The sequence below is a fragment of the Microbispora siamensis genome, assembly GCF_016863095.1.
GTDB lineage: Bacteria > Actinomycetota > Actinomycetes > Streptosporangiales > Streptosporangiaceae > Microbispora > Microbispora siamensis.
On record NZ_BOOF01000004.1, the window covers coordinates 144,631 to 166,825 of the forward strand.

Genomic DNA, 22,195 nt, shown 5'->3' on the forward strand with positions numbered 1-22,195 from the left:
GTGACCTGGGGTGCGTACGGTGAAGCTCAGCGTGCGCGGCTGGTTATCAGATCGGTGACGACTCGCTCGTTGTCCCCCTCTCGATCAGCGGCAGTGCGCACACTGGCCATGTGACAGGGAGAGTAAAGCCGAGTCGAGAACGGGAGGGGCAGTGACGACACACCCCACCGAACCCGGCGACGCTTATGCGACTCCGGCCTCCACCGAAACCCCGGAGGACACGACGGCCGGCGGTGAAGCGGCGACAGGTGCAGAGGCGACGCGCGTGAAAGTCAGGCGTGACCCCCGGGTCCCACTCACCACCGCGGCCGGGCTCGGCGCGGTGGCGGTCGTCGTGGCCCTGGTCACCGGAGGCTCGGCGCCGGTCGTGACCGCGATCGCGGGGGTCGTCACCGGCCTGCTCGCGGCCATCTCGCTGATCATGGCCGCCTCCCGCGTCGTCCCGGCCCACCGGCGCCAGCCGGGCGCGTGGCGGTGGATGGCCGCCGGGTCGCTGACCTGGCTCCTCGGCGTCGGCGTACGTCCCGTGGCCGACGGCACGCCGTTCGTGCTCACGTTCGCCGACCTGCTCCTGCTCGTCGGGTCGGTGCTGCTCGCGATCGGCTGCGGCCTGTCCGTGAAACCACCCGCGTTCACGCGCGGGGTGATACGTCAGGCGGCCGACGCCTACCTGGGCGCGGCGTCGGTCTTCACCGTGGCCTGGGTCGCCGTGCTCGGCCCGGCGTTCAGGAAGGCGGAGGACACCGGAGCGTTCTTCGTCGCGCTCGCGCTGCCCCTGGTCTGCCTGCTCGCGACGTGCGCGGTGACACCGGCCGTGGCGGCGTCCCGGTCGGGCAACCGGGTGGTCGGGCTCACCGGCGTAGGGGTGCTCACCGCGATAACCGTGGCGGAGATGGCCACGGCCCTCGCCCGTCTCGACGGCGACACCCCGCCGCTCGCGGCGGGGCTCGTCGTCCCGGCCATGCTGCTGGTCCTCGCCGTCGCCCCGTGGGTACAGGAGGACCGGCCGGCCAGGCCGCTGCCCGCCGCGCTGACGGCCGCCACCCCGCTCGTGCTGGTCGCCGCCGCCACGCTGGTCGCCACCCTGTACGCGATCGGGAGCAGCCGCGACGCCGCCCTGGTCGTCGTGGCCTCCTCGGTCGTTCTCGTCCTGCTCGGCCGGCTGTTCGTGCTCCTGGTCGAGACCGCGGGCATGCGCCGCCTCGTCGACGTCGGCGAGCAGCAACTGCGCAGGCTCGCCGAGAACACCGGCGACGTCGTGCTCGTGTGCGACCCCGGCGGCGTCATCCAGGAGGTGGGTCCAGGCCTCGAGACGACGTACGGCTACCGCCCCGAGGACCTCGCCTGCCGGCCGATCTTCGACTACATCCACCCCGAGGACCTGCCGGCCGTACAGGCTCTGCTCGACCGCATGACGGACGAGGACGACGGGCCCGGGCAGGAGGGCGGCACCCGCATCTCCTGCCGGTTCCGCGCCTCCGACGGCACCTGGCGTCCCACCGAGTCGGTCGCCGCCCGGCACGTACGCGACGACGACCTCGTCCTGGTCACGATCCGCGACCTCAGCGACCAGGTGGCCCTGCGCAACCAGGTCACCCACCTGACCTTCCACGACGGGGTCACCGGGCTGCCCAACCGGGCCTACTTCGAGGAACGCGCCAGGGACGTGCTCAGCCGCCGCGGTGCCGGCGGGACCGCGGTGATCTTCCTGGACCTCGACGGCTTCACCTCCGTCAACGACTCCGTCGGCCACGCCAGCGGCGACCACCTGCTCGGCCAGGCCGCCCGCCGCCTGCGCTCGGCCGTACGGGCCGACGACACGCTCGCCCGGTGGGGCGGGGACGAGTTCGCGGTGCTGCTTGAGGGCGGCGCGTCCGGCGGAGCCGACGCGCAGACCGCCATCGACCTGGCCGAGCGGCTCGTACGCGCGGTCTCGAACGAGCCGTTCCGGGTCGCGGACCGGGACGTCGCGCTGACGGCCAGCGTCGGCGTCGCGTTCGCCGAGGAGGACCTGCCTCCCGGTGACCTGCTGCGCAACGCCGACGTGGCGATGTCGCGGGCAAAGGAACTCGGCGGGCGGCGGGTGGAGGTCTTCGCCACCCACATGCACGCCGACGTCCTGCGCCGCCTGGAGATAGCCTCCGACCTGCAGCGGGCGCTGCTGGAGAACCAGTTCGCGATCGAGTACCAGCCCGTGGTCGACCTGGCCACGTCGCGGGTGACCGCCGTCGAGGCGCTGGTGCGCTGGTGGCGGGGCAGCACGTTCGTGCCGCCGGAGCAGTTCCTCGGGCCCGCCGAGGACACCGGGATCATCGTGCCGCTCAGCGAGTGGATCCTGCGCGAGGCGTGCCGCGAGGTGGCGGCCTGGCGCGCGTCGTCCTGGGACATCGGGCTGGCGCTCAACCTGTCCGCACGGCAGATCATGGCCCCGCGCTTCGTGGAGACCGTGGCGGAGGCGCTGAGCGAGAGCGGGCTGCCGGCCAGCGCGCTGACCCTCGAGGTCATCGAGGAGATGCTGGTCGAGGACGCCGGGGAGATGATCAGCAGGCTCTCGGAGCTGAGGACCCTCGGCGTACGGCTGGCCATCGACGACTTCGGCACCGGCTACGCGTCGCTCGCGTTCCTGCGCCAGCTGCCGGTCGACATGATCAAGATCGACCCGTCGTTCGTCTCCGGGCTCGGCCGCGACGACACGCTGACCCTGCTGACGAAGACGATCGTGCAACTCGGCAACGACCTCGGCCTGATCGTCGTCGCCGAGGGCATCGAGCGTCCCGAGCAACTCGACCTGCTGCGCAAGATGGGCTGCACACGCGGCCAGGGCTATCTGGTGGCCCGCCCCATGACCGCACGCGGCGTCGACTCCCTGATGCCCACGACCACCCTCCAGAACACGGCTTAGCCGCGTTCCCCGCGTCGCTCGTATGGGCGCTTAGATCCGCCGGGTCGTGCCGGAGGCGCGCCATGGGCACTTCCTCGTCGCGCTTGGTCGCTTCGCTCCCGCGCGCTCCTCAGTCCAGACCGGCGGCGCGCCCATCCGGCTCGCTCGGTGTCCCGGGGCGCTGGAGGGGCGCCGGGTGGCATAACCTGGGAGTCCGTTGTGGGTGTCTTGGATGGCGAGACGGGCGTCCCAGATGATTTGACGTGGAGGCGCTCCATCGGACATCGTTGTAGCCATGCATAGCGGTGGGATCCTCGTAGTACTTCGCAGGCGCGCAGCCTGACGAAGCACTCGGTCCTGCGCGCGCCCCAGCTCCGCCCAGCGGATGGGGCATTTTTTATGCCAGGAGTCACGCCAAGCAGCCCAGCCACAAGCAAGCTCAGCCACAAGGAACGAGCCGATGACCGAGAAAATGACAGGTGCCCAGGCCCTCGTGCGGGCGCTGGAGCAGGTCGGGGTCGACACGGTGTTCGGGATCCCCGGCGGGGCCATTCTCCCCGCCTACGATCCCCTCTACGACTCGACCAAGGTCCGGCACGTGCTTGTACGGCACGAGCAGGGCGCCGGCCACGCGGCCGAGGGGTACGCGCAGGCGACCGGCAGAGTCGGGGTGTGCATGGCCACCAGCGGCCCGGGAGCGACCAACCTGGTCACCCCGATCGCCGACGCCTACATGGACTCGGTGCCGATCGTCGCGATCACCGGGCAGGTGGCCTCGCCGCTGATCGGGACCGACGCCTTCCAGGAGGCCGACATCTCCGGCATCACGATGCCGATCACCAAGCACAACTTCCTGGTCACCAACGCCGATGACATCCCGCGGACCATCGCCGAGGCGTTCCACGTCGCCTCCACCGGGCGCCCGGGACCGGTCCTGGTGGACATCTCCAAGGACGCCCTGCAGGCCACGACCACCTTCTCCTGGCCGCCGGTCATGCAGCTGCCCGGCTACCGTCCGGTGACCCGGCCGCACTCCAAGCAGATCCGCGAGGCGGCCCGGCTGATGACCGAGGCGAAGCGCCCGGTGTTCTACGTCGGCGGCGGCGTGCACAAGGCGCGGGCCTCGGCCGAGCTGCTGGAGCTGGCCGAGCTGACCGGCATCCCGGTGGTCACCACGCTGATGGCGCGGGGCACCTTCCCCGACAGCCACCCCCAGCACATGGGCATGCCCGGCATGCACGGCAGCGTGGCCGCGGTCGGCGCGCTGCAGCGCTCGGACCTGCTGATCGCGCTCGGCACCCGCTTCGACGACCGGGTCACCGGTGAGCTGTCCAGCTTCGCGCCGAACGCGAAGGTGATCCACGCCGACATCGACCCGGCCGAGATCTCCAAGAACCGGCACGCGGATGTGCCGATCGTGGGCGACTGCCGCGAGGTGATCGGGGATCTGATCACGGCGGTGCGGGCCGAGCAGGCCGACGGCCGCAAGGGCGACTACACCGAGTGGTGGCGGATCCTCAACGGCTACAAGGAGACCTACCCGCTGGGGTACGAGGAGTTCGCCGACGGGTCGCTGGCCCCGCAGTACGTGATCGAGCGGCTGAGCGCGCTGGTGGGCCCGGAGGCGATCTACACCGCGGGCGTCGGCCAGCACCAGATGTGGGCCGCGCAGTTCATCAAGTACGAGCACCCGGGGACGTTCATCAACTCCGGCGGTGCGGGCACGATGGGCTTTTCCGTCCCGGCCGCCATGGGCGCCAAGATGGGCTGCCCGGACAAGGTCGTGTGGGCGATCGACGGTGACGGTTGTTTCCAGATGACCAACCAGGAGCTGGCGACCTGCGCGATCGAGGGTGTGCCGATCAAGGTGGCGGTCATCAACAACGGCAACCTCGGCATGGTCCGCCAGTGGCAGACGCTGTTCTACGACGAGCGGTACTCCAACACCGACCTCCAGCGGGTCAAGCGGATTCCCGACTTCGTGAAGCTCGCCGAGGCGTACGGTTGTGTCGGCCTGCGGTGTGAGCGTCCGGAGGACGTGGACGAGACGATCCGCAAGGCCATGGAGATCAACGACGTGCCGGTGGTGGTCGACTTCGTCGTGCACCAGGACGCGATGGTCTGGCCGATGGTGGCCGCCGGCACCAGCAACGACGACATCAAGTACGCCCGCGACATGGCGCCGAACTGGGAGGGTGGAGAATGAGCCCCGCCCCGGCCCGACCCGATCACGACCAGCAGTGCGAGGAGATGGCATGAGCGAGCGCAGCGAGCGAATCAGCAAGCACAGCGCCTGGCGAATGCCGCTCCGAGCCGAAGGCGAGGAGATGGCATGAGCCGCCACACGCTGTCCGTCCTGGTGGAGAACAAGCCGGGCGTGCTGGCCCGGGTCGCCGCCCTGTTCAGCCGCCGCGGGTTCAACATCGACTCGCTGGCGGTCGGGCCCACGGAGCACGACGACATCTCGCGGATGACCATCGTCGTCAACGTGGAGGACCTCCCGCTGGAGCAGGTCACCAAGCAGCTCAACAAGCTGGTCAACGTCATCAAGATCGTCGAGCTCGACAACAGCCAGTCGGTGCAGCGCGAGCTGATGTTGATCAAGGTGCGGACCGACTCCGAGAGCCGGTCGCACGTCCTCGAACTCGTGAACCTCTTCCGGGCACGCTGCGTTGACGTGGCCCCGGACGCGGTCACGATCGAGGTCACCGGGACGACCGACAAGCTGGAGGCGTTCGTCCGGGTCCTTGAGCCGTACGGCATCAAGGAGCTCGTGCAGTCGGGCATGGTGGCCATCGGCCGCGGCGCCCGTTCCATCACCGACCGCTCGCTTCGCGCCCTCGACCGCAGCGCATAGCTCCTATGGCAGGCACGTCGCGACGGACAACCCGTGAAAGGCAAGCAAGTGACTGAGATCTTCTACGACGACGACGCCGACCTGTCGATCATCCAGGGCCGCCACGTCGCGGTGCTGGGTTACGGCAGCCAGGGCCACGCGCACGCGCTGAGCCTGCGTGACTCCGGTGTGGACGTCCGGGTCGGTCTGCCCGAGGGCTCCAAGAGCCGGGAGAAGGCCGAGGCCGACGGCCTGCGCGTGCTGTCGCCGGGCGAGGCCGTCGAAGAGGCCGACCTCACGATGATCCTCGCGCCGGACCACATCCAGCGGCACCTGTACGCCGAGCACGTCGCGCCGAACCTCGTCGAGGGCGACGCGCTGTTCTTCGGCCACGGCCTCAACATCCGCTACGGGCTCATCGAGGCCCCGGCGGGCGTCGACGTGGCCATGGTGGCGCCGAAGGGCCCGGGTCACCTCGTCCGCCGTCAGTACTCCGCCGGTCGCGGCGTGCCCTGTCTGGTCGCCGTCGAGCGTGACGCCACCGGCAACGCCTGGCCGCTCGTGCTGTCGTACGCCAAGGGCATCGGCGGCACCCGCGCCGGCGCGCTGAAGACGACCTTCACCGAGGAGACCGAGACCGACCTGTTCGGCGAGCAGGCCGTGCTGTGCGGCGGCGTCTCCGAGCTGATCAAGGCCGGGTTCGAGACCCTGATCGAGGCCGGCTACCAGCCGGAGGTCGCCTACTTCGAGTGCCTCCACGAGATGAAGCTGATCGTGGACCTGATGTACGAGGGCGGCATCTCCAAGATGTACTGGTCGGTGTCCGACACCGCCGAGTACGGCGGCTACACCCGTGGCCCGCGCGTGGTCAACGAGGAGACCAAGAAGGAGATGCGCCGCATCCTGGACGAGATCCAGGACGGCCGCTTCGCCCGCGAGCTGGTCGAGGAGTTCGACTCCGGCCAGACCAACTTCAAGCGCTACCGCGAGGAGCTGGCGGGCCACTCGATCGAGCAGACCGGCGGCAAGCTCCGCCCGATGATGAGCTGGCTCAAGGGCGAGCAGGCCTGAGGTTCGCGAACCGCTGCGTGACCGCGGCGCCGCGCCCCGCCGACGAGGTGGGGAGCGGCGCCGCGTCGCGTTTCAGGACACCAGGGCGAGAGGGATCAGCACTGGGCGGGCTTGAGCCAGGAGCACTCGAGGTCTCCGGCGGAAGGAGCCGGTTCGGCGGCCTCCTGCGGCGGCGACCCGGGAGTCACGCTGCGGGCGGCCGCCGTCTCGTCCACCGCGGCCTTCCTGGTGAACTGGGCCAGCCTGACGGCGACGCGGTCCTCCAGGTCCCGCGGCGCTCCGGACAGGTAGCCGTTGCTGATGACCGAGAAGACCAGCGGCTCGCCGTCCGCGCTGGTCACGTAGCCCGACAGCGCGGTCACGCCGGTCAGCGAGCCGGTCTTGGCGTGCACGTTCCCGGCCGCCGGCGTGCCGCCCATCCTGCTGCGCAGCGTGCCGCCGACCATCCGGTCCGCCTCTCCCGCGATCGGCAGGGCGGCGTACCAGGTGGGGAACCAGGGCTTGCCGCGCACCGCCGCGAGCAGGGCCGTGATTCCGGCCGGCGTCAGGGCGTCCACCCGGGACAGGCCGGAGCCGTCCCGCAGCCGCAGCGTCTTGACGCCGTTCGCCTGCGCGAACGCGGTCGTCACGGCGAGTCCGGCCGCCCACGTCCCCGTGCCGGAGACCTTGCGTCCCATCGTCTTGGTGAGGATCTCCGCGTGCATGTTGTTGCTCAGCTTCAGGAACGGCACGAGCAGGTCGCCGAGGGTCATCGACTGGCGTGAGGCGACCGTGGCCGTCTTGGCCGGGGCGGTCCCGCGCACGGTCGGCCCGAGCACCTTCACGCCGTGCCGGGTCAGCCCCTCCCGGAACAGGGTGGCCGCGTAGAGCGTGGGGTCCCACACCGCGACCCACTCGTCGTACGGCTCGGAGACCGTGCCGGTGACCACGACGGTGTTGGTGCCGTGCTGCCGCTCGACGAGCACGTCCGTCTCGTCGCCGGTGACGGCCCTGTTCACGATCTTCACGTATCCGGTCGCCGGCGTGGTGGACACCTTGGCGGCCTTGCCGGGGCCGTCTCCGGGCGCGACCGAGACGATCACCGAGCCCGCGTCGTAGTCGGTGTCGGGCGACGCGGTCAGCGCGGAGATCTGCCCGGCGTAGTAGTACGGCTCGTCGTCCCAGGCCCAGTCGGTGCCGAGCCGTACATCGTCGAACCAGGTGTCGTCGGCGACCAGCCGTCCCGTGACGACCTTGACCCCGGCCGCCGCGACCTCGGCGGCGAGCGCGTCGTAGTCGGCGGCGAGCATGGTGGGGTCGCCCGTGCCCCGCAGCGTGAGGTCCCCGGCGACCGTGTGGCCCACCCTGGACGCGGCGAGCACGTCGGTCGTGAACCGGAAGCCGGTGCCCAGCGTGTCGAGGGCGGCGGCCGAGGTGAGCAGCTTGGTGTTGGAGGCGGGGGCGAACAGCTTGTCCGCGTCGAGGGAGTAGAGGTCCTCGCCGGTGGCCGCGACCCGCACGGCGACGCCCGCCCGCGCGGGGGCCAGCCGGGAGTCGGCGAGGATCTGGTCGAGGTCGCGGGTCAGGTCCGCGACGCCGGGGGCCGGGTCCCGCGCCCCGGCGGGAACGCCGGAGCCCGCGATCCCGGTGGCCAGAACGGCACCGGCCAGCATGATCGTGATACGTCGTGACAACCGCACAGTCCGCTCCCGGGTGAGTGGCTTTCCGCGATCGTCGGTGAGCCGTGCCGGGGCATCAATACGGAAATGTACGTATAGCGATCAGGCCGGCATCGAGACCAGGAACACGCAGTCGCCGAAGGCCACCTCGTCGCCGGCCCGTACGGCCGCGGGCCCGACCAGGCGCCAGCCGTTCAGCCGGGTGCCGTTCATCGAGCCGAGGTCGACGAGGAGCCAGGAGTCGTGCTCGCGCCGCAGCTCGGCGTGCACCCGCGAGACGGTCAGGTCGGCGAGGACGAGGTCGCAGGAGGAGCCGCGGCCGACCAGGTAGCGGGCCCGGCCGTCGGCGGGCAGGGCGAGCCGGGGCAGCCGGGGACGCCGCCAGGCGGACTCGATCCGGCTGCTCAGCTCCGACACAGAGGCGACCGCGTCGGTGATCCTTCTGCGCCAGCGCCCGCGGTGTGGGAGGTCGGCGACCAGCTCGTCCAGCTCGTTGCGGCTGCGAGCACGAAGCGCCAGGTCCACCCGGCCGACGAAGGTCTCCATGGACAGGCGTCCTTCGGCGGCCCGGTCGCGGAGCTCGCTGAGCGCGCGCTCGCGGTCCCCGTCCGAGGCGCGAACCGGGGGAGAGCTCATGATTGGAGTATCCGCCGCAGTGGTCCGAGGTGTCCAGAAGACCGCCGTATTCCCCGCCAATCCCGGCGTGGGAGCGGGGCCGCCGGGCGTGGCGTCCCCGCTCCGTGCCGGACCGGCGGTCTCTACTGCCGGCCGAAGTCCTGGGTCCAGTACGGGCCGCCGGCGGCGACGTACCCGACCCCGATGTCGGTGTAGTTGCAGTTGAGGATGTTCTGCCGGTGGCCGGGGCTGTTCATCCAGCCCTGGACCACCGCCTGGGCCGTGCCGTAGCCCTTGGCGATGTTCTCCGCCGCCGCCCGCCAGGTGTACCCGGCGGCCGTGATGCGGTCGGAGAAGGAGCGGCCGTCCTTCGAGGTGTGGTCGAAGTAGTTCTTGGCGGACATGTCGGCCGAGTGGGCGTACGCGGCGGCGCGCAGGCGCGCGTCGTGCTTGAGCGGGCCGCAGCCCGCCTTCGCCCGCTCGACGTTGGTGAGGCGCACGACCTCGTTCTCGATGTCGGTGCCCACGGCCGAGCCGCTCGTGGGAGAGGCGCTGGGAGCGGTGGAGACGGCGGCGCTCGCGGAGGGGCTCGCGCTGGGGGCCGTGCTCGGGACCGCGGAGGGGCTCGTCGTGGGGATGCCGGTGGGGCTTGGGGAAGAGGTGGAGGTGGGGACGGGGGTGGGGATGTCGCAGTCGAGGCGCACCGGCCTCGACCGCGACAGGTGGCCGCGGTAGTCGGTGACGACGCTGTAGTAGGCACCGTCCGCGCAGGTCAGGGCGACGACGACGCGGGCGTTCCTGACCACCTTGGAGCCGCTCTTCACGACGCGGTCGGGGCCCGGCGTGCTCTTCACGATCCGGACCCGGAAACGGGCGTTGTCGACGCAACCGGCCCGCGAGCCCGCCGCGCGGATCTTGCCGTCCACGGTGACGTAGGGCTTCGCGGCGGCGACCCGGCAGCCCGCGTGCTGGGCCTCGGCCTGAGCGGGTCCGGCCGCCATGCCGACGGCCGCGACGCTCCCGAGGCACAGGACCGCTCCGAGCGCTCTGTTCACGATCATTCCTCCAGTGGGGGTTAGACGCTGGGGAAGTCGTCATTATGGTGCGCCAGAGACCGACATGTGGTGATAAATCGGTCCAATCCCGAAAGTATCTACCTTCTCTTAAACATGCCTTAGGCTGCGCAAAGCCCTAAATGTCCGATAATCCGCAGGTCAGGCGCGTGATCAGCGAGGGGATCGCCTTGAGGGGCGCTTAAGGTCGTTCGCGGCCCCCCGCGCCACGCGTTCCAGTTCCTCGTGGTAGCTCTCCCACCAGGACGGATCGCCGGCCGTCATCACGTCGCCGACCCGGTATCCGGCGGCGCCGTCGATCGACTCGCGGACGATGTCGGCGTGGCCGGCGTGCCGGTGGGTTTCGGCGATCATGTGGACCAGCACGCGGTGCAGGGTCGCCCGCCGGTGCTCCTCCGGCCACCACACGATGTCGGCGGCCGACTCCAGTGGCAGCTCCGCGATCGTGGCGTCCGCGTGTCCCCAGGCGCGCCGGTACACCCCGGTGACGTACTCGCGGGACTCCTCGGCGGTGGCCCACATGTCCGCGTTCCTGGCGAAGGCGGCGGGCCCGAGATCGGGACGGAACCAGGGCACGGGCTCGTCGAAGTGACGGCCGAACACGAACCCCAGATACAGCAGCTCGACGCCGGCCAGATGCTTGACCAGCCCCAGCAGGTTGGTGCCCGTCGGCGTCAACGGGCGGCGGACGTCGTATTCCGAGAGTCCGTCCAGCTTCCACAGCAGGGCGTCTCGAGCGTCCTGCAGATAGCGGCGCAGGTCGGCCTTCAGATCCGCCTCAGTGATCATGGCGTGTCTCCTGTTCGGGAACGAACGGTCGGGAGCCGGTCGTGCTCCCCGGGAGGGGAGACTCCCGATGTGAGGCAGAATCGTCGCTCGTGGGTGAGGCTTTTTCCCCGACGGCGGCGGACGGCGACCTGGCGCGGGCGCGAGACGGGGACGAGGCCGCGTTCACCAGGCTGGTCCGGCCGCTGCGCCCGGAGCTGCACGCCCACTGCTACCGCATGCTCGGCTCGGTCCACGACGCAGACGACGCCCTCCAGGACGCTCTGCTGCGGGCCTGGCGGGGCCTCGCCCGCTTCGAGGGCCGCTCCTCGCTGCGCACGTGGCTGTACGCCGTGACCACCCACGCCTGCCTCGACCTCGCGGAGAGCCGGGGCAGGCGGATGCTGCCGATGGACCTGGGCCCGTCGAGCGAGCGCGCGGTCGTGGACGGGCAGGGTCCGCTCGGCGACGTGGCCTGGCTGGGCCCCTATCCCGACGCCGGCCCGACGGACGGCCCGGCGGGGCGCTACGAGCGGCGCGAGGCCGTGGAGCTCGCCTTCGTCGCCGCTCTGCAGCACCTGCCCGGCAACCAGCGCGCGGCGCTGCTGCTCTTCGAGGTGCTCGGCTTCTCCGCCGCCGAGATCGCCGCGATGATGAAGACCTCGTCCGCCTCCGTGAACTCGGCTCTGGCGCGGGCCCGCAGGATCCTCGCGGAGAAGGCGCCCTCCCTCGACCGGCAGCGGGCGCCGCGCACGATCGGCGACCCCCGGGTGCGGGAGATCGCGGTCGGATTCGCGTCCGCTCTCGAACGCGGGGACGCCGACGCCCTGATCGCGCTGCTCACCGACGACGTCACCTGGTCGATGCCGCCGCTGCCGCACTGGTATCGCGGCATCGCGGCGGTCGCCGACTTCGCCGTACAGGTGCCGCTCACCCGCTGCCCGAGCTGGCGGTATGTCCTGACCGGCGCGAACGGCCAGCCGGCCGTGGCCTTCTACGTCGGGGAGGGCGCCGCCCTCCCGCACGCCGCCTGGTCGATCACCGTGCTGACCCTGCGGGACGAGCGGATCTGCGAGATCGCCTCATTCCTCGGCGCGGAGCACTTCGCCGGCTTCGGGCTGCCCGCCGTCCTTCCCGCCGTCCGCACCACCGGAGACGGCGGTCGCTGAGGCCGTGGGCGCGGGTCCGGTCCCGTCCGCGCCGCCGACGGCGGCGAGGCGGTCGGCGGTCAGGTTGTATTTGAGCGTCATCAGCACGCCCGCGAACGTGATCAGGGCGGGCACCACGGTCACGCCGATCATCACGGCGACGTGGGCGCTGTCCGATTGGGTCACCGGATGCTCGGGATCGGAGGAGACGAAGCCTCCCACGCCCAGCACCCACCCGTACGCGGTCGCCCCGAGCGCCGCCACCGCGTTCTCCACCGCGGTCCACAGACCGGTGAAGATCCCGCCCCTGCGCTCGCCGCTCACCGCGCCGTCGTACGCGATGACGTCGGCGAGCATGGAGAACTGCAGCAGTTGCAGGCCCGCGTAGCCGACGCCCACGATCATCACGCACAGGTGCGCGTACAGCTCGCCGAGCGCGGGCGTCGCGAGGATCAGCAGCGCGCCGGCCGTGAACAGCGTGCCGGACAGGATCATCGCGCCGCGCTTGTCGAGCTTGCGGGCCAGCCACACCCACAGCGGCATCGTGACCAGCATCGGCCCCACGAGCGCCGCGAAGAGCGTGGTGGTGGCGGAGGTGTCGTCGAGCGAGTAGGCGGCGAAGTAGGGCGCCCCGGCGAGCATCACGCCGGCCCCGAGCGTCTGCGCGGAGCTGAGTCCGAGCAGCCACAGGAACTGTTTGCTCGTGCGGGCGGCGGCGAGCTGCTCCCGCAGCGTCCCCTCGGATTTCTGCTGGCCGGTGAAGGGGGCGCGGGCGGTGCCGAAGAACGAGCCCAGCATCGCGACGAGCAGGATCGCGCCGAAGGCGATGCCCATGGTGCGATATCCGTCGGCCGTCTCGCCGGCGATCATCGGGGCGAGGATGCCGCTCATCGCGATCCCGACCGCGATGAGGACCATGCGCCACTGCAGCAGCGAGGTCCGCTCGTGGTAGTCCGTGGTCATCTCCGCGGGCATCGCCTTGTACGGCACCTCGTAGAGGGCGTATCCGGTCGCGGCGGCCAGGAAGGTGACCCCCACGTACAGGGCGGCGGGCACGCCGGTGAGCGGCGGCCCGGCGAACATGAGGGCGAACGACACCGGCAGCACGAGGGCGCCGGCGAGCAGCCAGGGCCGGCGCGGTCCCCAGCGTGAGACCGTGCGGTCCGACCACCGGCCGACCAGGGTGTTGGCGATCAGGTCCCAGGCCTTGGGCAGGAAGAGCACGACGCCCGCGAACGCGGCCGGCACCGCGAGCACGTTCGTCATGTAGAAGAGCAGCAGCAGCCCGGGGATCGTGGAGAAGTTGGCCGTACAGAACGAGCCGACGGCGTACCCGAGGCGAACCCCGAGGGAGACCTTCGACGGGGAGGGCGTCGCCGCCGTGGAAACCATGGCGACATTCAAGCCGAGCAAGCGTCCGTTCGGAAGCGGTCTCCGGCAACGGTTCGGCGGCTGCGCGATGTCTCGTCGATCTCTGTCTTGCCGATCTCCGCCGGACGACGCCGGCGGAGATCGACGACGGGGTTCCGGCTCAGTCGCGCACGTCGGGGCAGACGACGTGCGCGCCGACCTCGATCAGGCGGCGTTCGGTGTGCGCGTCGGCGATCCGGGCCATGAGCACCGGGGCCTCGCTGGCCGCCAACTGCGGCAGCCGGGCGCGCACCCGCCGGTGCAGTTCCTTGACGATGTCGTCGGCGGCGAGGGTGTGCACCTTGACGTGCAGCATGATCCCCCACAGCCCGGCGGCCGTCCGCGCTTCGGAGATCCAGACGTGGTGGACGTAGGGATACTCCGGCAGCAGTTCGGCGACCGCCACCCGCAGCGCCGGCAGGATCGGATGACGCGTCCTGCGGTAGCCGGGGTCCACGACCTGCATCGCCCCCGACAGGTGCTGGCGGGGGGCCGGAACCCACTGCGACGGAAGTGCGGAGGGCGCGGCCGGAACCGGGGCGGGCACGGGCGGCGGGGGAGCCTGCCGCGTGGCCTGCGCGCGGGTCACGGTCGCCATCGCACCCGTGGCGTACGCCGTGGGGGCGGCCGAGCCCATGGCCGACAGCGCGGGAGCGGGACCGGTGCGGGTCTGCTCCAGATGACGCCGCAGGTCGTCGATCGGCACGGCGGCGGCAGCGGGACCGGCCGCGTCGATCACGATCTCGCGCACGCCCGTGACGCGCTGGATGTCGAGGATGGTGTCGGCGTCGCACGCCGACAGCGAGTGGCTGCCACGGTGCCGGGCGTAGGTCGCCGGCCCCGTGTAGCCCAGCAGAACGCGTTCGCCGTTCTGCGTCGTGCCGAGCACCACGGAGCGGTCGGGGCGGACCGCCACCAGGATGCCCCACTCCGCGAGAGCCGCCAGGAGTTGCCGGGGGCTGCCATGCCGCGCGAGAACGTCGCCCAGGGAGGGGTTCCCGATGCTCATAGCCTGAACGATAGGGACTGGACCATGGCGAATCAGGCTAATCCCGAAGATTAGGTGCGATCAATACCGAGATGGGTGGCAGTCCGTATGGATCACGCGTAGGTGGGGTACACCGACCGGCTGGGCGCGTACATGAGCGAGTCTCATGAACCCCGCAGGTCCCATCCGAACCTTCAGGACGACACGCCGCACCCTCCGGACGACACGCCGCGGGAACGGCGCCGAAGCGGCGCGGATCGAGAATCCGAGACCGGGTCGTCGTGCCGTCGCGACACCGCCGAGACCTTGGGTGTCTCGCATGCCGGGCGCTCGTGAGAGCTTTCACAAGGCGCGGATAGACTCACGTCGTCCGCGCTGTCGCACTTCACGAAGGACTCAACCCAGTGAACAAGCCCGTCGTACTTGTCGCAGAAGAGCTCTCAGAAGCGGGTCTCGCCGTGCTCGGCGCGGATTTCGAGGTCCGGCACACCGACGGCGCCGACCGGTCGCAGCTGCTGCCCGCCCTCGCCGACGTGGACGCCCTGATCGTACGCAGCGCCACCCAGGTGGACGCGGAGGCCATCGCGGCGGCGCCCAAGCTGCGCGTCGTCGCCCGAGCCGGTGTGGGCCTCGACAACGTCGACGTCGAGGCCGCGACCAAGGCCGGCGTCATGGTCGTGAACGCCCCGACCTCCAACATCACCAGCGCCGCCGAGCACACGGTCGCGCTGATCCTCGCCAGCGCCCGCAACGTCGCCCAGGCGCACTCCGCGCTCAAGGACGGCGAGTGGAAGCGCTCGAAGTACACCGGTGTCGAGCTCGACGAGAAGGTCGTCGGCATCCTCGGCCTCGGCAAGATCGGCCAGCTCGTCGCGCAGCGCCTGCAGCCGTTCGGCGTCGAGATCATCGCGTACGACCCCTACCTGCAGCCGGCCCGCGCGGCGGCGATGGGCGTGCGGCTGGCGTCGCTGGAGGAGGTGCTCCAGCAGGCCGACTTCATCACGGTCCACCTGCCGAAGTCGAAGGAGACCATCGGCCTCATCGGCGACCGCGAGCTGCACATGGTCAAGCCGACCGTCCGGCTGATCAACGTCGCCCGCGGCGGGATCATCGACGAGAACGCCCTCTACTCCGCCCTCAAGGAGGGCCGTGTCGCCGGCGCGGGCATCGACGTGTTCGCCAAGGAGCCCTGCACCGACAGCCCGCTGTTCGAGTTCGACCAGGTCGTGGTGACGCCGCACCTCGGCGCCTCCACCCACGAGGCCCAGGAGAAGGCCGGCACGCAGGTCGCCCGCAGCGTGAAGCTGGCGCTCGCCGGCGAGTTCGTGCCCGACGCGGTGAACGTCCAGGGCGGCGCGGTCGCCGAGGACGTCAAGCCGGGCCTGCCGCTCACCGAGAAGCTGGGCCGCATCTTCACCGCGCTCGCGGGCGAGGTGGCCACCCGCCTGGACGTCGAGGTCCGCGGCGAGATCTCCGCCCAGGACGTCCGGGTCCTGGAACTGGCCGCGCTCAAGGGCGTCTTCACCGACGTCGTCGAGGACGCGGTGACCTACGTCAACGCGCCGCTGCTGGCCAAGGACCGCGGGGTCGTGGTCGAGCTGGTCACCAGCGCGGAGAGCCCCGACTGGCGCAACGTCATCACGGTGCGCGGCGTGCTCGCCGACGGCCGCACGGTCTCGGTCTCCGGCACCCTGTCCGGCCCGCGGCAGATCACCAAGATCGTCGAGGTCAACGGCTACGCGATGGAGATCGAGCCGACCGAGCACCTGGCGTTCTTCACCTACGCCGACCGCCCCGGCATCGTCGGCATCGTCGGCCGCCTGCTCGGCGAGCACAACGTGAACATCGCCTCCATGCAGGTCTCCCGGGACGTGAAGGGCGGCAAGGCGCTCATCGCGCTGACGGTCGACACGGCGATCCCGTCCGACGTCGTCGAGCAGATCGCGGCGGAGATCGGCGCCGACAGCGGCCGTACGGTCGACCTGGAGGACTGACACTCCGGCATCCGCTCATCGGACGGCCCGGCGCCCCGCGCGCCGGGCCGTTCGCGTTCTCCATGGTCTGGTGCGGCGTTTTCCGTCCCGTGGACCGCGTCTCACCAAGTGATATACTAGGTCGTCCTACGAGATTGTGGGGTACTCTTGCGATGACGAGGCGCCCCGCACTTCTACCTGCCGCGACGGGGCCTGATCAGGGCAGGCCAGCCCGTCGCGGAGCGACGCGCCGACGGCCTTCGGCTCGCCCGTGACGCGTGATCCGCGTTCCATCGGCGGCCGGCGTTCCGGATCCGCGACCGGCGGATCCGTTCTCAGCATTCCTCCGTCGAAGTGAGAATCGCCATGTACGACATGTATCCCTGGGGCCGTGCCGAGGACGCTGAGGACGAGGCGGCCGCGGCGCTGCAGATCGCGCTCGACCGCCGCGACAACGGGGGCGTACCGCAGCGCTGACCTGGCCGACGTCGGCGGGACCGGCCACCCTCCGGATGTGCCAATCTTGAGTGCGTGGTGAGCATCGGCGGTGGGGCCGCGAACACGACCAGCCTGCTCCGGTCGATCAACCAGCGGGTGGTGTTCACCGAGATCTTCCGCCTCGGCAAGGCCTCGCGCCCCGAACTCGCCCAGGTGACCGGACTGTCGAAGCCGACGATCTCGATGGCGCTGGCCGACCTGGAGCGTGCCAGGCTCGTCCGCCCGGTCGGGCTGCGCACTGGCGGCACCGGCCGTGCCGCGCTGCTCTACGAGATCAGGCCGGAGGCGGGCTGGGTGCTCGCCGCCGACATCGGCCGCACCACCGTGCGGCTCGCCCTCGCCGACCTCGTGGGCGACATCGTCGTCCGCAGGCAGGAGCCCTCCTCGGCGCGGTCGTACGACGGCCTGCTGGAGCAACTGGTGCGGATGGCGGCCGAGGTCGTCGCCGAGGCCGGTCTCGAGCCCGGCGACGTCACCGTCACCGTGTTCGGCACCCCCGGAATCCACGACAAGGAGAGCGGGGCGCTCCGGCTCGCGCCGAACCTGCCCGGCTGGGAACGTCCGGGCGCGGTGGACGCGCTGGCCGGCGTGACGGGCTCGCCGTACACGGTGGAGAACGACGTCGACCTCGCGGCGGTGGGGGAGGGCGCCTACGGCCTGGGCAAGGGGGTCTCCCACTTCGTCCTCGTGTCCATCGGGACGGGCGTCGGCATGGGCGTGGTCATCGACGGCGGTCTCTACCGGGGCGCCCGGGGAGCGGCCGGCGAGATCTCGTACCTGCCGGTGGGCCTGCCCGAGGGCGAGGGCGGCCCGGGCTTGGACCGAAGGCGCGGCGAGTTCGAGTCGGTCGCGTCCGCCGACGGCGTCGTCGCGGCGGCGGCGCGTCTCGGCATGACGGCGGCCACGGCCAAGGAGGTCTTCGACGCCGCGCGCGGTGGCGACGCGGTCGCGCGCAAGGTCGTGGCTACCGAGGCCGGCCACGTCGCCCGGGCCCTCGCCGGGGTGATCGCCGTGCTCGATCCCGAACTGGTCGTGCTCGGCGGCGGCATCGGCGCACAGGCCGGCGACCTGCTCGCCGGACCGGTGGCGGAGCGGCTGGAGACGCTGGTGGCCCTCACGCCGCCGCGGATCGAGGTGTCCACGCTCGGGCCGGACGCCGTGATCCTCGGGGCGCTGGCGGTCGGGCTGTCGACGGCGCGCGACCTCGTGTTCGAGCGTGCCGTCGCGGCGGGACCCGCCTGACGGGCACGTACGCCCGGTATGGACCGAATGGTGAGATCGTGTTTCGATCTCCGAGACAACCGGTAAGGTACACGCATGGAGTCGAGCAACATCCGCCTGGCAGTGATCCCCGGTGACGGTATCGGCACCGAGGTCGTCGCCGAAGGCCTCAAGGTCCTCAACGCCGCGGGCGTCAAGTCCGAGACCACCGAGTACGATCTCGGTGCCAAGCGCTACCACGCGACCGGGCAGACGCTTCCCGACGAGGTGCTCGACGAGCTGCGCGGCTACGACGCGATCCTGCTGGGCGCCGTCGGCGACCCGAGCGTGCCGCCCGGCGTCCTGGAGCGCGACCTTTTGCTGCGCCTGCGCTTCGAGCTCGACCACTACGTGAACCTCCGCCCGGTCAAGCTGTTCCCCGGCGTGACGACCCCGCTCGGCCAGGCCCGCCCCGAGGACATCGACATGATCGTCGTCCGTGAGGGCACCGAGGGGCCGTACGCAGGCGCCGGTGGCGTGATGCGCCGCGGCACGCCGCACGAGATCGCCACGCAGGAGTCCCTGAACACGGCCTACGGCGTCGAGCGCGTCGTGCGCTACGCCTTCGAGAAGGCCCTGAGCCGGCCGCGCCGCAAGCTGACGCTGGTCCACAAGACCAACGTGCTGACGTACGCGGGCGACCTGTGGGCGCGCACCGTCGACCGGCTCAGCCTGGAGTTCCCCGAGGTCGAGACCGACTACTGCCACGTCGACGCGGCCTCCATGTTCTTCATCACGCAGCCGCAGCGGTTCGACGTGATCGTCACCGACAACCTGTTCGGCGACATCCTGACCGACATCGGCGCTGCGGTCGCCGGCGGCATCGGCCTGGCGGCCAGCGGCAACGTCAACCCGGCCCGCACGGCGCCGTCCATGTTCGAGCCCGTCCACGGCAGCGCGCCGGACATCGCGGGCCAGGGCAAGGCCGACCCGACCGCCACGATCCTGTCGGTCGCCATGCTCCTCGACCACCTCGGCCACGCCGAGGCGTCGGCCCGCGTCGAGCAGGCCGTGGCCGACGACCTGATCGAGCGCCAGAGCGCGTGGGCGGCGCGCTCCACCCGCGAGATCGGCGACGACATCGCCGCCCGAGTAGCCGGCTGATCCCGGCCGCTCATCCCGACATCACGCGCATGGCGGCCCGGTATGGGCCGCCATGCGCTTTTTCATACCTGCCAAATGCCCTAGTTTTCCCTTAGCCGACTCGTCGCACAATTACTACGACGACGAAGAGAGAAGGACCTCGCCATGACCACCCACCTCAGGTTCGACGTGCAGCTCAACCCGCAGGCCCGCAGTGCGGCCGAGCGTGAGCAGGTGCTGGCGAACCCCGGCTTCGGTCAGGTCTTCACCGACCACATGATCTCCATCGACTGGACCGAGGGGGAGGGCTGGCACGACGCGAAGCTCCAGCCGTACGGCCCGCTCGTCCTCGACCCCGCCACGTCGGTGTTCCACTACGGCCAGGAGCTGTTCGAGGGGCTCAAGGCCTACCGGCAGTCGAACGGCTCGATCGTCGCCTTCCGGCCGTACGCGAACGCCGCGCGGTTCAACCAGTCGGCACTGCGGATGGCGATGCCCGAGCTTCCCGAGGAGGCGTTCGTCGAGTCGCTCGAACTCCTCGTGCAGTCCGACCGCGACTGGGTGCCGCCCACGGAGGGCCACAGCCTCTACCTGCGGCCCTTCATGATCGCCACGCAGCCCGCCCTCGGGGTGAACCACCCCTCGCGCAGCTACAAGTACATGGTGATCGCCTCGCCCGCCGCGTCGTACTTCACCGGCGGCCTCAAGCCGGTCTCGGTCTGGCTGTCCACCGAGTACACCCGCGCGGCCCCCGGCGGCACGGGCTTCGCCAAGTGCGGCGGCAACTACGCGGCGGCGTTCGTGGCCCAGCGGCAGGCCGTCGAGGAGGGCTGCGACCAGGTCGTGTGGCTCGACGCCTTCGAGCACCGGTGGGTCGAGGAGATGGGCGGGATGAACCTGTTCTTCGTCTTCGGCGACCGCCTCGTCACCCCGGCGCTCACCGGGACGCTGCTGCCCGGCATCACCCGTGACTCGATCCTCAGCCTCGCCGGCGAACTCGGTTACACGGTCGAGGAGGGCAAGATCTCCATCGAGGAGTGGCAGGCGGGCTGCGAGTCCGGCGAGCTCACCGAGGTCTTCGCCTGCGGCACCGCCGCCGTCGTCACCCCCGTCGGCTCGGTGAAGGGCGTCGACCGGGCCTGGACCGTCGGCGACGGCACCCCCGGGCCGGTCACGATGAAGATCCGCGAGGAGCTCGTGGGCATCCAGTACGGCAGCCGCCCCGACGCCCACCACTGGATCCACAAGATCTGCTGACGGCCGGGCAGGCAGGGCCTGCCCTCGGGCAGAGTCAGCCGGACGCGCCAGGGCAGGCCGTGCCCGTCGCGAGGACCGACAGCGACAGCAGCCCTTCGAGCAGGGCGGTACCCTCGCCGGCCCTGCCGTCGATCCCGATCAGGGGCCGCGGGGCCGGGCACGGCGCCGGCGCGGCGACCGGGAGTGCGGCGGGAGACGGCGCGGGTGTCGCGGTCACCGTGACGGTGACCGTGGGCACCGGAGTGGCCCTGGGCGCCGGGGTCACGGTCACACGCGGGCCGGCGACGGTCACGTGCTGGGTGATGTTGCAGACCCGGGAGCGCCGGCACAGCGCGTTCTGCACGTTCGAGGAGCCGCCCGCGGTGTTGGTGGACGTGTGCTGGTAGCCGTGGTTGCGCGTGGCCCCGGATACCGAGAGCTTGTCCCCGGGCCGGTCCCGCGGGTCCCGCCCCTGGCTGGTCGCGACGTTGCGCTCCGCGCGATCGGCGCGGCCGTGCCCGTTGTCCGCGGCGGCCCCGAGCGGGGCGACGCCGGTGATGAACGCGGTCGAAGCCGAAGTTCCGGCGAGAAGGAGACCGGCGATCCTGCCGGTGAGAAACACCCCGCCGCCGCGCCGACAAGTCATTCGCCGCCCCCTGTTCGGATCAGACGCCTGGTTGCATCAGACGCTGCGTGATAAAGACGAGCCCCGGGCAAAGCGATCCGCTGATGCGAATCGCTTCGCGAGCGTACTCACCGAGGGGGCGCCGATCGTGTGTCCCGCGCCTCAATGGCGGGTTATTACCCCATCATTGCCGTACGTCCATTGAGACCCGGAGTTCAGTTCTTCCTGATCAGAGTGAGCCCGTCGGCGACGGTCAGGAGCACGCTCGTCACCCGGGAGTCGCGTGCCACGAGGTCGTTGAACTCCCGCATCGCGGGCACGTTGCCTCCGGCGGCGGGATCGGTGATGTCGCCGTGCTGGAGCGTGTTGTCCACGGCGATCAGGCCGCCGGACCTCAGCCGGGGCAGGATCTCCTCGTAGTAGACCGGGTAGCCCGCCTTGTCGGCGTCGATGAAGGCGAAGTCGAAGACCTCGCCCGGCGGCATGGCCCGCAGCGTGTCCGCGGCCGGGCCGAGGCGCAGGTCGATGCGGTCGTCGAGGCCCGCCTTCTCCCAGTAGCGGCGGGCCACCGCCGTCCAGTCCTCGCTCACGTCGCAGGCGATCGGGCGCCCGTCGGCGGGCAGGCCCCTGGCGATGCAGATCGACGAGTAGCCGGTGAAGGTCCCGACCTCGACCGCCCGCCGGGCGCCGCTGAGCCGGACCAGCATGGTGAGCAGGGTGCCCTGCTCCGGCGCGATCTGCATGCTGATCCGGTCGCCCACCAGCCGGTGGGTCTCCTCCGCCAGGCCGGCGAGCAGGTCGTCGGGCGGGCTCGTGTGCGCCGCGGCGTACGCGGCGACGGCCGGTTCGATGAAATTGGCAGCCTTCATGGTCATCACACTAGATGTCGACCCTCCTGACCTGCGTGAACACTCTCCGATATCTCGTACTATGAGATCGATGTGCCAGAGGGTGACCGGCTGTGGCAAACTGCTCAGCACCATGTACTACGGTCTGCTCATTATCGGCAGGCGCGCCGGCTGAAGGACATCGCCGGCGCGCAGACCTCTCACGTCCGTGAGGGGTCTTTTTGTTT

17 protein-coding genes are annotated in these 22,195 nt (G+C 70.9%); 9 read left to right on the plus strand and 8 right to left on the minus strand.

Annotated features, from left to right (window positions below; translation table 11 throughout):
* The first annotated feature begins 265 nt into the window (after positions 1-265).
* The 4 genes from Msi02_RS05005 (at position 266) to ilvC (ending at position 6,788) form a co-directional block, all read left to right on the plus strand.
* The gene (locus tag Msi02_RS05005; RefSeq protein WP_239108132.1) at positions 266-2,902 is read left to right on the plus strand and encodes a putative bifunctional diguanylate cyclase/phosphodiesterase; all 2,637 of its coding nucleotides are present in this window, start codon (positions 266-268) and stop codon (positions 2,900-2,902) included.
* 364 nt (positions 2,903-3,266) lie between these two features.
* The gene (locus Msi02_RS05010) at positions 3,267-5,087 is read left to right on the plus strand and encodes an acetolactate synthase large subunit (protein ID WP_204047279.1); all 1,821 of its coding nucleotides are present in this window, start codon (positions 3,267-3,269) and stop codon (positions 5,085-5,087) included.
* 126 nt (positions 5,088-5,213) lie between these two features.
* Positions 5,214-5,738, plus strand: a complete 525-nt coding sequence (ilvN, locus tag Msi02_RS05015) for an acetolactate synthase small subunit (protein WP_030506098.1) — start codon at positions 5,214-5,216, stop codon at positions 5,736-5,738.
* 57 nt (positions 5,739-5,795) lie between these two features.
* Entirely contained in the window at positions 5,796-6,788 is a 993-nt protein-coding gene (gene ilvC, locus Msi02_RS05020; RefSeq protein ID WP_079312901.1) for a ketol-acid reductoisomerase, read from the plus strand.
* 95 nt (positions 6,789-6,883) lie between these two features.
* Here the strand turns inward: ilvC and dacB are convergent, their stop codons facing one another.
* From dacB to Msi02_RS05040, 4 genes are all read right to left on the minus strand, one after another.
* Complete coding sequence (gene dacB / locus Msi02_RS05025) at positions 6,884-8,467, minus strand: D-alanyl-D-alanine carboxypeptidase/D-alanyl-D-alanine endopeptidase (protein ID WP_204047281.1); 1,584 nt, start codon at positions 8,465-8,467, stop codon at positions 6,884-6,886.
* Positions 8,468-8,548: 81 nt separating this feature from the next.
* The gene (locus Msi02_RS05030) at positions 8,549-9,082 is read right to left on the minus strand and encodes an FHA domain-containing protein (RefSeq protein ID WP_079312803.1); all 534 of its coding nucleotides are present in this window, start codon (positions 9,080-9,082) and stop codon (positions 8,549-8,551) included.
* A 122-nt stretch (positions 9,083-9,204) separates the two neighbouring features.
* A complete protein-coding gene (locus Msi02_RS05035) occupies positions 9,205-10,116 on the minus strand; it encodes a CAP domain-containing protein (RefSeq protein ID WP_239108134.1) in 912 nt (303 codons plus the stop codon).
* A 171-nt stretch (positions 10,117-10,287) separates the two neighbouring features.
* Complete coding sequence (locus Msi02_RS05040; RefSeq protein ID WP_204047282.1) at positions 10,288-10,923, minus strand: DinB family protein; 636 nt, start codon at positions 10,921-10,923, stop codon at positions 10,288-10,290.
* A gap of 89 nt (positions 10,924-11,012) precedes the next feature.
* Here Msi02_RS05040 and Msi02_RS05045 point away from each other — a divergent pair, with 89 nt between their 5' ends.
* Positions 11,013-12,068 (plus strand): sigma-70 family RNA polymerase sigma factor, encoded by a 1,056-nt coding sequence (locus tag Msi02_RS05045; RefSeq protein WP_239108135.1) that lies wholly within the window; start codon positions 11,013-11,015, stop codon positions 12,066-12,068.
* On the opposite strand, the gene Msi02_RS05050 is transcribed toward Msi02_RS05045, so the two are convergent.
* On the minus strand, positions 11,982-13,439 hold the full coding sequence (locus Msi02_RS05050) for an MFS transporter (RefSeq protein WP_239108136.1): 1,458 nt from the start codon (positions 13,437-13,439) through the stop codon (positions 11,982-11,984). The two genes, Msi02_RS05045 and Msi02_RS05050, sit on opposite strands and share 87 nt — an antisense overlap.
* A gap of 139 nt (positions 13,440-13,578) precedes the next feature.
* Positions 13,579-14,466, minus strand: coding sequence for a hypothetical protein (locus tag Msi02_RS05055; RefSeq protein WP_079312793.1), 888 nt, complete (start codon positions 14,464-14,466; stop codon positions 13,579-13,581).
* A 383-nt stretch (positions 14,467-14,849) separates the two neighbouring features.
* Here Msi02_RS05055 and serA point away from each other — a divergent pair, with 383 nt between their 5' ends.
* The 4 genes from serA to Msi02_RS05075 all read left to right on the plus strand — a co-directional run bounded on the left by serA (position 14,850) and on the right by Msi02_RS05075 (position 20,516).
* The gene (gene serA, locus Msi02_RS05060; RefSeq protein WP_079312789.1) at positions 14,850-16,439 is read left to right on the plus strand and encodes a phosphoglycerate dehydrogenase; all 1,590 of its coding nucleotides are present in this window, start codon (positions 14,850-14,852) and stop codon (positions 16,437-16,439) included.
* Between the two features lie 510 nt (positions 16,440-16,949).
* Complete coding sequence (locus Msi02_RS05065; protein ID WP_204047284.1) at positions 16,950-18,158, plus strand: ROK family transcriptional regulator; 1,209 nt, start codon at positions 16,950-16,952, stop codon at positions 18,156-18,158.
* Between the two features lie 75 nt (positions 18,159-18,233).
* Complete coding sequence (locus Msi02_RS05070; protein WP_204047285.1) at positions 18,234-19,280, plus strand: 3-isopropylmalate dehydrogenase; 1,047 nt, start codon at positions 18,234-18,236, stop codon at positions 19,278-19,280.
* A gap of 144 nt (positions 19,281-19,424) precedes the next feature.
* Complete coding sequence (locus Msi02_RS05075) at positions 19,425-20,516, plus strand: branched-chain amino acid aminotransferase (protein WP_204047286.1); 1,092 nt, start codon at positions 19,425-19,427, stop codon at positions 20,514-20,516.
* A 34-nt stretch (positions 20,517-20,550) separates the two neighbouring features.
* On the opposite strand, the gene Msi02_RS05080 is transcribed toward Msi02_RS05075, so the two are convergent.
* Together Msi02_RS05080 and Msi02_RS05085 are read right to left on the minus strand one after the other, a co-directional pair.
* A complete protein-coding gene (locus Msi02_RS05080; RefSeq protein WP_204047287.1) occupies positions 20,551-21,141 on the minus strand; it encodes a hypothetical protein in 591 nt (196 codons plus the stop codon).
* 194 nt (positions 21,142-21,335) lie between these two features.
* Positions 21,336-21,989 (minus strand): O-methyltransferase, encoded by a 654-nt coding sequence (locus Msi02_RS05085; protein ID WP_308441783.1) that lies wholly within the window; start codon positions 21,987-21,989, stop codon positions 21,336-21,338.
* Between the last annotated feature and the right edge of the window lie 206 nt (positions 21,990-22,195).

Coding starts and splice junctions, on each gene's coding strand:
- Msi02_RS05010 (WP_204047279.1), top strand. CDS start 3,267: ATGGGGCATTTTTTATGCCAGGAGTCACGCCAAGCAGCCCAGCCACAA.
- ilvN (WP_030506098.1), top strand. CDS start 5,214: ATGAGCCGCCACACGCTGTCCGTCCTGGTGGAGAACAAGCCGGGCGTG.
- Msi02_RS05030 (WP_079312803.1), bottom strand. CDS start 9,082: ATGAGCTCTCCCCCGGTTCGCGCCTCGGACGGGGACCGCGAGCGCGCG.
- Msi02_RS05040 (WP_204047282.1), bottom strand. CDS start 10,923: ATGATCACTGAGGCGGATCTGAAGGCCGACCTGCGCCGCTATCTGCAG.
- Msi02_RS05050 (WP_239108136.1), bottom strand. CDS start 13,439: ATGGTTTCCACGGCGGCGACGCCCTCCCCGTCGAAGGTCTCCCTCGGG.
- Msi02_RS05055 (WP_079312793.1), bottom strand. CDS start 14,466: ATGAGCATCGGGAACCCCTCCCTGGGCGACGTTCTCGCGCGGCATGGC.
- Msi02_RS05070 (WP_204047285.1), top strand. CDS start 18,234: ATGGAGTCGAGCAACATCCGCCTGGCAGTGATCCCCGGTGACGGTATC.
- Msi02_RS05075 (WP_204047286.1), top strand. CDS start 19,425: ATGACCACCCACCTCAGGTTCGACGTGCAGCTCAACCCGCAGGCCCGC.
- Msi02_RS05080 (WP_204047287.1), bottom strand. CDS start 21,141: ATGACTTGTCGGCGCGGCGGCGGGGTGTTTCTCACCGGCAGGATCGCC.
- Msi02_RS05085 (WP_308441783.1), bottom strand. CDS start 21,989: ATGAAGGCTGCCAATTTCATCGAACCGGCCGTCGCCGCGTACGCCGCG.